Source organism: Bacteroidales bacterium (assembly GCA_029210725.1).
Taxonomy (GTDB): Bacteria; Bacteroidota; Bacteroidia; order Bacteroidales.
Genome location: JARGFM010000008.1, coordinates 106,690 through 120,852 on the forward strand (window position 1 = coordinate 106,690; position 14,163 = coordinate 120,852).

Here is a 14,163-nt window from a genome sequence, read left to right on the forward strand (position 1 = left end):
ATACAGACTGTTTAGGCCAGTTTAACCCTGACTGCAGCCGGACCCTTGGGGCCTTTCTCAACCTCAAAGGAGACCATATTCCCCTCTACAATATCGTCCTTGAATTCATTCACATGAACAAAAACACTCTCCTGGGTTACTGCATCGCGAATAAATCCATAACCCTTGGAATCATTGTAGAAGGTGAGCCTTCCCCGGCGGATGGGATCCGGTTTCATGGAGTCGTCCATTTTGGGTACACTGACTTCAATATCTTCGGCCTTGGTTTTGGATTTGGTAGTTGGATCAGGGGGCGTGTCGGTAATCATTCCGTTCTCGTCCACATAGGCAATCATACTATCGAGCCCGCCCTGCTTATCCCCATCTTTTCTGGCGAGCCGTTTTTTCTCTTTGTCCTGTCTTTTTTTCGCTTTTTTCTTTCGAACTTCTTTCTTATTGAACGATTCCTGTGATCTGCCCATTAATGATAATTTAGTTTTTTAAGGTTTTCTCCTCAAAGTTAATGTTTATTTTCAGATAATCATGAGGATAGTCCTGTCTTGTCAGCTCCCTGCCTGACTGGCATTAAACCTTTTTGCTTCTCTTTGATCTAAAACTAAAAGAATACTCAGTTTTGTTATATTTTTAAACCTACTAAATACGACAATCATGAAATACTATCTGATAATCGCCACCGCCCTGCTGGTCTCATTTACCGCACAGGCCCAAACCAGGGCTCTTCAGGGCAAACTGACCGCATATAACTCCTTCCCGGTAATGAACGTGGAGGTTAGCTCCAAAAAGGCAAAAGCCACGACCATGTCCGACTCCCTGGGGAACTTTTCGATCGTGTGCCAGGAGAAAGATGTGATCATGATCAAACCCAAAGGCTTCCAGCCGGTGAATGAAAAAGTGAGCGCTGATACCGATACCCTGAAAATCAACCTGATATTTATCGATACAAAAAAGAACCGTGAACTGGCGGTAAATTCCGGATATATGACCGAGACCAATCTGAATTATGCCGTGGCCAACCTGCAGGAGGAGAACAACGATTACTGCAAGTACTCGGACATCCTCTCCCTGCTCAGGGCACTGGGTTCAGGCATTACAGTCTCCAACGGCGGAGTCATCACCATCCGTGGCGGCAATACCTCCTTTTCCGGAATGGACCAGGCCCTGATTGTGGTTGATGGACAGCCCACCACCAGTATCGACTGGATACAACCCTGTAATGTCAGATCCGTGAATGTTTTGAAAGGCTCTGACGCGGCCATTTACGGATCGCGCGCAGGGAACGGGGTGGTAGTGATCACTACCAGAAACTAAGCCTTAACACTTATGAAAATTTTGGCCGGGCGCTTTCTTCTCGCCCTTTTCCTTAGCCTGTGCACCCTGGGGCTTGCTGCACAGGAGAACCGGGCCATGGAGGTCACTGATATTATGAAGTTTCAGCAGATTGAATCCCCCTCGGTCTCGCAGAATGGCCTTTGGGTGGTACATGCTGCTGTACCCGACCGGGGCGATCCCCGGGTGCTGGTCTACTCCAGTGACGGCCAGGTGCAGTATGAAATGGCCGGCAGCAAAGAACCGCTTATTTCGAACGACGGGCTCTGGATTGCAGCCGTCAAGGCTGTGCCGGCCAGTGAGCAAATGCTATCGGCGAAGGAAAAGAATCAGGGATCAAAAACCGGAATGCTCCTTTTAAATACTTCGACCGGAGAAGAGTTCTCCTACGAAAATGTGAAGTCGTTCACTTTCAGTAATAACAGCAGATGGCTGATTTATCATCACCATGGTAAAGAAGCTGAAAAAAAGGAGGACGAAAAGAATCAAAAAAAACTGCAGGCGGGAAGCACCTTAACCATCCTGGAGCTGGGGAAAGCAGAAGGGGATAGCATCGCATTTGTATCAGCCTTTGCCCTGGATAGTATTTCTCAGCACCTGGCCTATGTGGTGGCCGACACCGGGCAACTGGAGAACGGGATTTACTCGCTTGGTTTGTCCGCTCGCTCCGCCTCTCCGCTTACCCTCTATGCCGGCAGCAGTTCCTGGGCCGGAGAACTGAGCTGGAACAGCCGGACCGGGCAACTGGCATTCCTGGCAGGAGTGACCACGGATAAGGGAAAAAAGGGGGAAACCGGTCTATACCTGTGGAGGCCGGGAGCAAGGGAAGCTGAACGGGTGCTTTCAGACGAAGAACTTCAGAAGGAGTGGAAGATCTGGCACAGCAATAAACTACAATGGTCCAAAGACGGGCAGCGGCTCTTTCTGGGAACCAAACCCGGTTCTGAAATCCCTGAGCCGGAAGAGGAGAAACCCGACTCACTGAAAAGCCTTTACAGCAGTGAGGATATCCTGGCCGAACGGACCGTGGATGTATGGCACTGGAACGATCCTTACATTAACACCCACCAGAAGAAGAGGTGGGAATCTGAAAAGAACCGCACCTATACCGGGGTATATTACCCGGACGAGGATCGTTTCGTCCAGCTGGCAGATCCGAAGATGCCCGATATCAGGATCCCAGAAAACCCTCATACAGCTCTGGGTTCGTCCTCACTACCCTATGCAAAGCGTATGACCTGGGATGGCCGTTACAGCGACTATTATCTGGTGAACCTGAGCTCTGGAAAGAAAGAACTGGTGCTAAGCGAACAACAGGGCAGTCCCTCCCTGTCGCCCGATGGAAAATATCTGAGCTGGTATGAAGACGGGGACTGGTACCTGATGGATGCCCACAGCCTTGAATCCAGGAACCTGACTTCTGAGCTGGAAGTTCCTTTTGCTGATGAGGACTGGGACTACCCGGAAGATACACCGGGCTATGGAGTGGCCGGCTGGCTGGACAGTTCGGAAGCCCTGCTGCTCTATGACAAGTATGATATCTGGCAGTTTCCTGCCGTAACGGGCAGTCCGTTCTGTCTGACCGGGGGCAAAGGAAGGGAGGAAAAACTGCAGTTCAGAATCAGGGAACTGGACCTCGGGAAAACCTGCCTGGAATCCGGGGAACAATTGTTCCTTTCGGCTTATCATGATCTCGAAAAATATACAGCAGTCTACCAGATGAAAGCAGGGAAACCGGGCGTATCCCCGCTTTCGGTCGGATTAAAAAAATACAATCTGCTGGCAAAGTCCAAAGAAGCCGACCTGCTCCTGTTCACCCGGCAGTCCTATACCGAATACCCGGACCTGTGGGTCACAGATCTGAAATTCAGGAACCCAAGAAAACTTTCCGATCTGAATGCCCAGACCAGGGGCATTGCCTGGGGGGAGGCTGAACTGGTGGAATGGTCCTCTCTGGATGGCACCCCCCTGCAGGGGATCCTGATCAAACCAGGAAATTACGAAGCAGGGAAAAAGTATCCGGTCCTGGTTTACTACTACCGCTTCTTCTCCAACCGTCTGTATGACTTTAACCGGGTGGAGTTAAGCCACCGGCCGTGCTTTCCCTTCTATGCAAGTAACGGCTATGCTATTTTTCTGCCCGACATTCGTTTTGATATTGGAAATCCCGGGTACTCGGCCACCAAATGCCTGGTACCAGGGGTACAGAAGCTGATCGACTCGGGCATTGCCGATCCCGGCGCCATTTGTCTGCACGGCCACTCCTGGAGTGGTTACCAGACTGCCTTTGCCATAACCCGGACCGATTTATTCACCTGCGCTATCGCCGGGGCTCCGGTCGCCAACATGACCTCTGCCTACAGTGGCATCCGCTGGGGAAGCGGGCTGGCCAGGCAGTTCCAGTATGAGAAATCGCAAAGCCGTATCGGGGGCAGCCTGTGGGAAGCCAGGGACCTGTATATTGAAAATTCCCCGGTCTTTTTCGCCGACCGGATTGAAACCCCTTTATTGATCATGTTTGGTGACGAAGATGATGCCGTGCCCTGGTACCAGGGCATTGAACTCTACCTGGCCATGCGCAGACTGGAGAAGGAGTGTCATTTCCTGCAGTACAGGGACGAACCGCACCATCCCAGGAAGTATGCCAACAAGCTGGATTGCACCCTGAAATACAAAGAGTACCTGGATCATTACCTGAAGGGGGAACCGGCAGCCGACTGGATCCTTACCGGGGTCCCTTATAAGGGAAAGTAAGATGATCGTAAGCAGAGGGCATCAGGAGAGCTGGTCCAGATCCATCCAACGCTCCATCTTCGCCTGAATCTCCTCCATGATCGAAGCGATGCGTATGGATTTACGGTTCAACTCTTCATAATCGAGCGAGTCGCTGTGCATCTCCTTTTCCAGAACTGATTTCTCGGTCTCCAGCTTTTCGATGGCCTCTTCCAGTCCGTCATACTCCTGCTGTTCCTTATAGGAGCGTTTGGTTTTTACCGGGTGAACTGCCTGTTTAGGCTTCAGCGCCTTCTCCGTGCTTCTGTTTTCTGCTTTCTTTCCGGATTCCTGCTGAAAGCGGTAATCGGAATACGAACCGTAATGATCCCTGATTTTCCCCTCCCCCTCAAAAATAAAGAGATGATCGGTGAGCTTGTTCAGGAAATAACGGTCGTGCGAAACGATAATCAAACATCCTTTAAAAGCCAACAGAAACTCTTCCAGTTTATTCAGGGCAAACAGGTCCAGATCATTGGTGGGTTCATCGAGTACCAGGAAATTGGGATTTTTAATCAGGACCGTAAGCAGATGAAGCCGCCTGAGCTCCCCGCCACTCAGTTTTGCTATCCGCTTGTACTGGGCATCGGGCGAGAACATAAAGTATTCCAGGAAGCGCGAGGCGGAGATGGTCCGTCCATCCTCCATCTGGACTACCTCGGCAATCTCCTTCACCGCATCGATCACCCGCTGTTCCTCGTTCCAGGCGGGGCCCATCTGCCGGTAGTATCCCTGAACAAGGGTTTCACCGCTAATCACCCTCCCCGAGTCGGGCTGCTCCAGACTGGTGATCAGGTTCAGAAAAGTTGTCTTACCGGTTCCGTTACGGCCAATGATCCCCAGCCGTTCTCCCCTGGCAAACTTATAGGAGAAATTGTCGATGATCAGAAGAGGGCCATATTGCTTTTTCAGCTTCTCGATCTCCATGATCTTCCCTCCCAGTCGTGGCGATTTTACCCGTAACACAAGCTCTCCGCCTTCCTCCACCAGCTTTGCTTTCTCTTCGATATCCCGGAAGGCATCGATGCGGGACTTCGATTTACCGGTTCTTGCCTTGGGCATCCGGCGTAACCATTCCAGCTCCCTTTTCATCAGCTGGCCCGCCCGGTGGGCCTCCACCTTGCGAAGATCTTCCCTGGCTGCCCTCTTTTCCAGGAAATATTCATAATTTCCCTGATATTGATAAAGTGTTCCCAGGCTCAATTCGAAAATCCGGTTACAAACCCTGTCCAGAAAAAAGCGGTCGTGGGTCACCATCAAAAGAGTCAGGCTGCTCCGCGACAAATAGACTTCCAGCCACTCAATCATATCGATATCCAGATGGTTGGTGGGCTCATCCAGGATCAGGAAATCGGGTTCATCCAGCAGAACCAGGGCCATGGCCAGCCTCTTTTTTTCCCCACCGGACAACTGGCCAAAAAGCTGACTCGTCCGGGTGATGCGAAACAAATCCAGTAACTGCCTGAGCCGGCGCTCATAATCCCAGGCATGCAGGCGATCCATCTCCGCAGTAAGTGCTTCAAGACGGCCATCCGCCTCGTCCGGCTGCTGCCTGCCGTGTTCCAAAAGCACCTGCTCATACTCTTTAATAAGGGTCAACAGGGCTGTATTGGCCGAAAGAATCAGTTCATCGACAGTCAGGTCGGGATCCAGAACGGGACTCTGCTCCAGAAAGGCCACCTTGATATCGTTCCTGAAGGTGAAGGCACCGCTGTCGGACGACTCCAGACCTGCCAGGATTCGTAACAGAGTTGTTTTTCCGGTCCCGTTCCGGGCAATGATCGCTGTCTTCTCTCCCTTGGCCAGACCAAAGGTAATCTCTTCAAAGAGCAACTGGTCCCCGAAGGATTTTGATATATTCTCGGCCGAAAGGTAGTTCATGTTCGCCCAAAGATAACTCAATTCGCATACACGGTACAGGGAAAATTGCTTTCTCCGCTTCGGTGATCCTGTAAAAAATGGTAAATTGAAAACGAAACTGTAAAATACGAGCTATGAAAATTCTACTTGTCTCCTTTGCAAGCATCGCTATCCTGTTCAGCTGCAACACTTCCGGTTCCAAACAGGCTCCTGATGAAAAGGAGGCTGAAATCAACTGGTCCTTAAAAGAAGTCTGGAGCACAGATACCCTGCTGGCTACCTGCGAATCGGTTCTCTATGACAAATCCAGAAATCTGCTGTTTGTATCCTGCATCAACGGGGCTCCCGCAGAGAAAAACGGGGAGGGTTATATCTCAAGCCTCCGGCCCGATGGCCGCATAGAGACGCTTAAATGGGTCACGGGTTTAAATGCTCCCAAAGGAATGGGGGTGAGCGGGAATCTGCTCTATGTAGCGGATATTGATCAGCTTGTAATCATTGATATAGAAAACTCGGAAATCATTGAAAGGCTGGACATTGAAGGGGCCTCTTTCCTGAATGATGTGGCTGTCGGAACCAGCGGCAGAGTATATTTTACCGATTCTGATACAGGCTTTATTTGGATATACAGCGATGGAAAGCTGGGAGCCTGGATCACCGATAGCCTGGAGAGACCTAACGGGCTCTTTGTGGAGGAGTCAAGAATCCTTCTTACCTGCTCCGGAAGCGAGGACCTGAAAGTTATAAACAAAGCTACCGGAGCCGTAGAAACTGTGACCGGTGAGATTGGTCACGGCGATGGAATTGAGTTCACCGGAACCGAAGGCTACTATATCGCCACCAGCTGGAGCGGAGAAATCTTCATGATCGGTCCCGATTTCAAAAGGACAAGCCTTTTAAAGACTTCTGATAAGGAGATCAATTCGGCCGATATAGGATTCAACCTGGAGGAGCAGGTTCTCTATGTCCCCACCTTTTTTGATAACCGGGTAGTTGCCTATAAACTGGAGAGGTAAAAATGAGAACACTATGGACCCTCTGCATTCTTGGCTCAATGTGTCTGAACAGCCCGGGGCAGAATTCCGGGTCCGGTCTGCCCGAACCGGCTGTCCCGGGCGAAAATGCTTACCTGAGGAGTGAACTGATCTTCCGGCTTGACAACAGGCCCACCCCGGAGTGCCATGCCTCCACCCTGGTGGAGACCTCATCGGGCATAACAGCTGCCTGGTTTGGAGGCAGCCACGAAAAAAACAGGGATGTGGGAATCTGGATCTCTCACCTGGACGGTGACAGCTGGAGCACCCCGGTGGAGGTAGCCAATGGAGTACAGAATGATACGCTTCGCTATCCCTGCTGGAACCCGGTCCTGTTCCAGCCATTTAACGGCCCCCTGATGCTTTTCTATAAAGTGGGACCGAGTCCGCGCGATTGGTGGGGAGAGCTGATTACTTCTGAGGATCAGGGTTACAGCTGGTCGCCTCCCCGGAAATTGGGGGAGTCTGTACTGGGACCTCTGATCGGCCCGGTTAAAAACAAACCCATCCAGTTTGAAAATGGCAGCATCCTCTGTCCCTCCAGTACTGAACGGATCGAGCAGGGCCAGACATACTGGCAGGTGCATTTTGAATTAAGCAGGGACCTGGGGAAAAGCTGGAAGGTGATCGGTCCCATCAATGACGGTATTGAATTTGATGCCATCCAGCCCAGCATACTCAGCTACGAAAATGGGGACCTTCAGATTCTCTGCCGGACCATGCAGAATGTGATTTCTGAAAGCTGGTCCAGCGACGGAGGGTATCACTGGAGCCCGATGAAAGCAACGCAGCTCCCCAATCCCAGTGCCGGAACAGATGCGCTTACTCTGAAGGACGGAAGACAGTTACTGGTCTACAACCATTCGGAGCGGGGCAGGAATTCCCCCGGAAGAGGAATACTAAATGTGGCTCTTTCCGAAGACGGCATAAGCTGGACTCCGGTAATCACGCTTGAAAACCAGAAGGGAGAATTCTCCTATCCTGCAGTGATCCAGTCATCCGACAATCTGGTCCATATCAGCTATACCTATAATCGCAAATCGGTAAAATACGTGGTTTTTGACCCGGCGAAACTGGAACTGCCGCCCAGGAATAATTGAGGGAAATGCATTCACTGGACATCCTTATATTTATCGCCTACATGGCCGGAGTAAGCCTGTTTGGGGCCTCTTTCTACAGGAAAAACAGGACCTCATCTGCCTTTACGCTGGGCAACCGGAATATCCCCGGTTGGGTGATCACCCTGTCCATTTTTGCCACTTTTGTCAGCAGCATCAGCTTCCTGGCCCTTCCGGGCACGGCCTATCAAAGCAACTGGAATCCTTTTGTATTCAGCCTGACCATTCCACTGGCCGCTTTGATTGCTGTAAAATTCTTTGTGCCGCTCTACAGGAGGGTCAACAGTCCCTCTGCCTATAGTTACCTGGAGGAACGATTCGGGCCCTGGGCCCGGATTTATGCTTCGGTCTGCTACCTGCTCACGCAGTTAATGAGGGTTGGGACCATCCTTTACCTGCTGGCCCTGACCCTTCATGCTGTCTTCGGATGGAACATGGCCCTGATTATTGTGATTACCGGTTTCACCATTATGGCCTACTCCATGCTTGGAGGATTGCAGGCGGTGGTTTGGACCGATGCGATCCAGGGGATTCTGCTGATTTGCGGGGCCCTTTTAACTCTTCTTTTCATCCTGTTGCGAATGCCCGACGGGGGAGCTCAGGTTTTCCGGATCGCTGCGGATCAGGGAAAGTTCAGCCTGGGCAGTTTCGGACTGGATCTTTCTGCTTCCACCTTCTGGGTGGTCCTGGTATACGGCATCTTTATCAACCTGCAGAATTTTGGGATTGACCAGAACTACATTCAACGCTATATGGCCTCCAGGTCCGACCGTGCGGCAAAGAGATCGGCCCTGTCGGGCGGTTTGCTGTATATCCCCGTATCCCTGCTGTTTCTCTTGATCGGAACCGCCCTGTACGCCTTCTACACTTCCGGTGCCTCCCTCCTTCCGCCGGAACTGCAGGGTCTTGAAAAAGCGGATCAGATTTTCCCGCACTTTATTGTAAATCAACTTCCCAGGGGAGTAAGCGGGCTGCTTATTGCCTCCATTTTTGCGGCAGGGATGAGCACCATCTCCACCAGCTATAACAGTTCGGCCACGGTCTTTCTTTCCGATTATTACAAGAAGTTCGGCAAGGAGGAAAAAAGTGAAAAGGAATCCATGAAGGTCCTCTATATCTCCTCGGTGGTGATCTCCATCCTGGGAATCGGGATTGCGCTGGCCATGATCAATGTAAAATCTGCGCTGGATACCTGGTGGAAACTGGCATCCATTTTCAGCGGTGGCATGCTGGGGCTTTTCCTGCTGGGGGCATTCTCCGGGAGAAGCAGCTCGCCGGCCGCTTTGACCGGAGTGATCCTGGGCATAGCGGTCATCGCCTGGATGAGCCTCTCTTCGCTGGCAGATGACCCGTCCAGGTACGGCAATATTTTTCACTCCTACCTGACCATCGTTTTTGGAACCCTCACTATTTTTCTGGCAGGCTTTCTTATATCCGGTTTGGCGGCCAGACTCAAACCATCCTGATTTCAGATCTCCCAAAAATCATTAGCTTTGATTCTGCCAAGTTTTTCAAGGTGCAATTAGCGATCCTGTCAGATATTCACGAGGACCTGAGCCGATTACGCAGGGTTCTGAAAAAGATTGACCAGAAAGGCTGTGATCTGACCGTCTGTCTGGGAGATATTTCCGGATTCAGCGAACCATTCTACAGGTACCGGAAATCGCGAAATGCTTCTGCCTGCCTGGAGCTGGTCCGGAGAAAGTGTGACATTATTATCCCCGGCAACCACGACCTGCATGCCGCAGGAAAGATTCCGGAGCCGTCCACCTCCGTAAAGGATGAACGATGGGACCATCATAAGGATCTGGATCCGGGATTCAGCGAGGAAGAGATCGCGTTCCTCTCAGCGCTTCCAAGCTTCCGGATTCTCCCGGGCCATGGGAAGGGAATCCTGCTCAGCCATTATGCCAGCCCCAATATTTCCGGTATTGTAAAAGGATTCTACACCCGTGGAAGTGAGTTTGCTTCTCATTTCCGGTTTATGCAGGAGAAGGGATGCGCTCTGGGCTTTACCGGCCACGCCCATGCGCGTGGATTCTACACGGTTGGCCTGCAAGGGGTCAGGCATTATTCCTACAGGCGATTGCTGCTGAAAGATTTTCCGCTCATTATCGGGATTCCACCGGTAACCCGCCACAAATACCGCACAGGTTTTTGTATCTTTGATACAAACAGTAGTCTCCTTCAAGTCTTTAAGCAATACTGACATGCCCAAGGACAACCTGAACCGGTTTTTTATCTCCATTGTATTGCCCTCCATTCTGGCCATCGGTCTTTTTGTCCTGACCATCTTTGTGGTCATTCTTCCATCTTCTGAAAGAAATATCATGGAGGGCAAGAAGGAGATGATCGCTGAACTGACCAATTCTGTTTGCAGCCTGCTGGAGGAGTACCAGCAGGAGGTCCTGGATAAGGGTATTCCGGTGGACTCGGCCAGGGAGCTGGCCATTAAGCGGGTGAGCCGGATCCGGTATGGCGATGAAAGGAAAGACTACTTCTGGATCATTGACAAAGAGCCTGTCATGATCATGCACCCCTACCGGCAGGAGCTGGTAGGGACCAGTCTGAACACTTACAAGGATCCGGATGGCAAGTTGCTTTTTGTAGAGTCGGTCCGCACTGTGGAAGAGTCAGGAGAGGGCTTTATCGACTATATGTGGCAGTGGAAAGATGATTCCTCTAGGATTGTACCCAAACTATCCTATGTGCTGGAGTTTGAAGCATGGGACTGGATCGTTGGCACTGGAATCTACCTGGAAGATGTAAGAATGGAGATCCGTTCGCTGAAGAACCGTCTTCTCCGGGTGGTCCTGATTATCACGCTGCTAATCAGCATCCTGCTGGTGGTGATCATCCGGCAGAGCCTGAGCATTGAGAAAAAGAAAAAAAATGCGGAAGATGCCCTTTTAATATCCAGGGAAAAGTACAAATCACTGGTGGAGGCCGCCACCGAAGGAACGCTGATGATGGTGAAAGGAGAATTTATTTTTTCAAATCTCCGTTTCAGTGACCTGAGCGGTTACACGCCTTCAGAGCTTAAAATTTTAAAATTCGAAGACCTGTTCAGTCTGAAATGGATAAATCTTGCCGGTGAATTCAAAGAGCCCCAAAAATCCATTTCCCGGGAAACCCTCTTAAACTGTAAGGCAGGACAGAAAAAAGAGGTGGTTATTTCTGTCTCCCGGATCACCTTTGCGGGACAGGCCGGCTACATCATTATAATCAAAGAAGTCAGCAGCCATATGCAGTTTGAAAAGGATCGCGAACTGCTTTCCGGGGAGCTTCAAACCCTGCTGCTGATGATGCACCAGCCTCTGAAGGCAATCTCCAGGGAGATCAGGCGGGTACATGCCGAAGCCTCTGTCAGGGAGGCTATCAGGATCCTGACCCGGAAACGGACCGATATCCTCTTTGTCAATCACGGCGATAAAATTGTGGGTGTAATCAACCAGCATGATCTTACTGAAAGGGTCCTGGCCACCGGACTGGATATGGATAAGAAAGTGATTGAGATTATGAGCTCCCCGGTGGTCACCCTGCATGAAAATGCTCTCCTGTTTGAAGGACTCCTCACCATGAAAAAAAGAGGTCTTTCGCATATTGCGCTGACAGGCACAAACAGGAAGATCAGCGGGGTGGTCGGGTACCGCGAGATTGGCGGTATTCAGGAAAACCTGGCAGGCTTCCTGGTCAAGGAAATAACGGTTGCCGAGGGAGTGGATCAACTAAAACGCATATACGGCCGCCTGCCTGTCCTGGTTAAAGCCCTTACAGACAGTGGGGCAAAGACCCGGATTATTACCCGGATTATCAGTTCCGTAGGAGATTCTATTCACCGGCGCCTCATCGATCTGGCCATGGAAGAGCTTGGACCCGCTCCCTGCAAATTCGCCTTTATTGCGCTGGGCAGTCATGGAAGAGGAGAACAGACCCTGGCCACCGATCAGGACAATGCCATCATTACGGTGAACATGCAGGATAGTTACCGCCGGGAGGCACAGGTTTACTTCCAGGTACTGGCAAATAAAATCAATATGGAGCTGGATGATGTGGGATACCGCAAGTGCCAGGGAGATGTTATGGCCAGTAATCCCAAATGGAACCGGGAACTGGACGGCTGGAAAAAATATTTCAGCGAGTGGATCGGGAGCAGCACCCCGCAGGACATCCTCGATGCCGCCATCTTTTTTGACTTCCGCTGTATTTATGGGGAGCATATCCTGGTGGATCAGCTCCGCACCCATGTGAACAAAACCGTGAAGGGCAAAGCTGTTTTCTTTTACCATATGGCCCGCTCCATTAATCAGATGAAGATTCCTGGAAAAGCCGATGAACATCACCTGGACCTGAAAAAGATCCTTTTACCGGTAAGCTCATATATCCGGCTCTATGCCATCCGTGAAAACCTGACGGTCACAGGCAGTACAGAAAGAGCAGCCCTGCTTCTGGAAATGGGGGTCTTTGATCCATCCCTGCACGATGAACTGGCAGAGGCTTTTGACTTCATCACAAACCTTCGTATCAGGAACCAGGCAGATAGCATTGCGCGGAACGAGGCTCCGGGAAATACAGCAGACGAGCGTTCGACGGACCGGATCGAAAAAATGATCCTGAAAAAACAACTGCATGATATTGCCGGTCTGCAAACCAGGCTAAGCGGAGAATTCAGTGGTACAGAGTAAATATATAACTCCATTATCCATATATTAAAAAGACGATCATCCTTTTTTTTTCTGGCCCTCCCCTTGTCCCTGTTTGCGCAGGGGACACAGAAAGCCGATGCACTGCTTCACCCAGGGATGGCCGCTAACAGGGCTCCAATGTGTTTGGCTCCGCTCACCATGCTTTATAAAGGATCAAAGGCTGAGGGGAGTCAAAATACAGGGTGAAGCTTTCGGCCAGGGCTTCATTCAGGCTTGCCCGGTACCAGTTGGAGAGCCTCAGATCTTGTAAAGGATATTTCAGGCCCCTCGAACTTACCCGGGTTCTGTTATCGACCGCAAAAACGGAGATTTTTTCTCCGGCAAAGGACTCCACCTGCTGGCCACTCTGAACCAGGAAAAAGATACCAAAATCGGAGACTATGCTTGCCTCAATGCCGGGATAATATTCGAGCAAGAGGGAAATATTGCCCAGGGTATGATCCTCGCGCAGGCCGGTAGCCCCCAGGATGGTAACTGCCGGATAGGCTTTTTCGATACAGTACTGAACCGCCTTGGTCAGATCATTGCTTTCCTGTTCCTCGGACCGGATCATGATGGAGCCGAATTGCTCCCTGACCCGGAAAGAAACAGAATCCATATCTCCAATAATCACTTGGGGAGTCATCCCCCTGGCAAGCAGCTTATCGGCAGCACCATCGCAGCAGATCACCAGTTCTGCCGAATTCAGAAGATCCAGTCCCTGCCTGGCCTCCGGGAAACTCCCGTTGGCCAGAATAACAATCCTATTTCCCCCCTTCATTTTCAATCTGCTTATTCAAATATTTTTTCCATTCCATATACCCATAAACCGACATCCCTGCGTAAACTGCATAAAGAATGACCGTAGGATACAATCCTTTGTAAATATACAGACCCATGCTGACAACATTGGCAATGATCCATAAAAACCACTGCTCTATAATCTTTCGTGTGAGCATCCAGGTGGCCACAATGGCCAGCGCAGTAGTAAAGGAATCACCCAGCGGAACGGTGGAGTCTGTATAGCGATCCAGGACCAACCAGATGCCCGCCCAGGAACAGGCAAAGAAAAGGAAGAGGAAAATGAACTGCAGCCTCCGGATCCGGATCACCGGCAGCTCCCCTTTTTCTGTTTTGGCTCCTCCCCTGGCCCAGTAGTACCAGCCATAGATACTGATTAACACATAGTACACCTGCAGGCCCATATCTGCATAGAATTTCCCGTTGAAAAAGATATAGACGTAGGCTGCCGAAGTAATCAGTCCCAGGGGCCAGAGCAAGCGATCCTGCCTGACCTCCAGAATCACATAAAGAATTCCTGTTACGACGCCGAATATCTCAATCCACATCTGGGCTAATTCTGAATTC

11 protein-coding genes are annotated in these 14,163 nt (G+C 50.8%); 7 read left to right on the forward strand and 4 right to left on the reverse strand.

The window, feature by feature from the left end; all coding sequences use genetic code 11:
* Positions 1 to 11 precede the first annotated feature (11 nt).
* Entirely contained in the window at positions 12 to 461 is a 450-nt protein-coding gene (locus tag P1P86_06265) for a cold shock domain-containing protein (protein ID MDF1574780.1), read from the reverse strand.
* Between the two features lie 187 nt (positions 462 to 648).
* Here P1P86_06265 and P1P86_06270 point away from each other — a divergent pair, with 187 nt between their 5' ends.
* Positions 649 to 1,308: a TonB-dependent receptor plug domain-containing protein gene (locus tag P1P86_06270; GenBank protein MDF1574781.1), complete on the forward strand. Its 660-nt coding sequence runs from the start codon at positions 649 to 651 to the stop codon at positions 1,306 to 1,308.
* A 12-nt stretch (positions 1,309 to 1,320) separates the two neighbouring features.
* Positions 1,321 to 4,080, forward strand: coding sequence for a prolyl oligopeptidase family serine peptidase (locus P1P86_06275; GenBank protein ID MDF1574782.1), 2,760 nt, complete (start codon positions 1,321 to 1,323; stop codon positions 4,078 to 4,080).
* Between the two features lie 21 nt (positions 4,081 to 4,101).
* Here P1P86_06275 and P1P86_06280 read toward each other — a convergent pair whose 3' ends face one another.
* Complete coding sequence (locus P1P86_06280) at positions 4,102 to 5,979, reverse strand: ABC-F family ATP-binding cassette domain-containing protein (GenBank protein MDF1574783.1); 1,878 nt, start codon at positions 5,977 to 5,979, stop codon at positions 4,102 to 4,104.
* A gap of 113 nt (positions 5,980 to 6,092) precedes the next feature.
* Here P1P86_06280 and P1P86_06285 point away from each other — a divergent pair, with 113 nt between their 5' ends.
* Genes P1P86_06285 through P1P86_06305 form a run of 5 tightly spaced genes read left to right on the forward strand, consistent with a single transcriptional unit; the run spans position 6,093 to position 12,795 of the window.
* Complete coding sequence (locus P1P86_06285) at positions 6,093 to 6,974, forward strand: hypothetical protein (GenBank protein MDF1574784.1); 882 nt, start codon at positions 6,093 to 6,095, stop codon at positions 6,972 to 6,974.
* Positions 6,975 to 6,976: 2 nt separating this feature from the next.
* The gene (locus P1P86_06290; protein MDF1574785.1) at positions 6,977 to 8,092 is read left to right on the forward strand and encodes an exo-alpha-sialidase; all 1,116 of its coding nucleotides are present in this window, start codon (positions 6,977 to 6,979) and stop codon (positions 8,090 to 8,092) included.
* Positions 8,093 to 8,097: 5 nt separating this feature from the next.
* Entirely contained in the window at positions 8,098 to 9,576 is a 1,479-nt protein-coding gene (locus P1P86_06295) for a sodium:solute symporter (protein ID MDF1574786.1), read from the forward strand.
* A gap of 50 nt (positions 9,577 to 9,626) precedes the next feature.
* Positions 9,627 to 10,319, forward strand: coding sequence for a metallophosphoesterase (locus P1P86_06300; protein MDF1574787.1), 693 nt, complete (start codon positions 9,627 to 9,629; stop codon positions 10,317 to 10,319).
* A 1-nt stretch (position 10,320) separates the two neighbouring features.
* Entirely contained in the window at positions 10,321 to 12,795 is a 2,475-nt protein-coding gene (locus tag P1P86_06305) for a DUF294 nucleotidyltransferase-like domain-containing protein (GenBank protein ID MDF1574788.1), read from the forward strand.
* Between the two features lie 154 nt (positions 12,796 to 12,949).
* Here the strand turns inward: P1P86_06305 and P1P86_06310 are convergent, their stop codons facing one another.
* Together P1P86_06310 and pnuC are read right to left on the reverse strand one after the other, a co-directional pair.
* Positions 12,950 to 13,576 carry a thiamine diphosphokinase gene (locus tag P1P86_06310; GenBank protein ID MDF1574789.1) on the reverse strand — a complete coding sequence of 209 codons (627 nt, stop codon included), beginning with the start codon at positions 13,574 to 13,576 and terminating at the stop codon, positions 12,950 to 12,952.
* Positions 13,560 to 14,144 (reverse strand): nicotinamide riboside transporter PnuC, encoded by a 585-nt coding sequence (gene pnuC / locus P1P86_06315; GenBank protein MDF1574790.1) that lies wholly within the window; start codon positions 14,142 to 14,144, stop codon positions 13,560 to 13,562. Before pnuC ends, P1P86_06310 begins: the two co-directional genes overlap by 17 nt.
* Between the last annotated feature and the right edge of the window lie 19 nt (positions 14,145 to 14,163).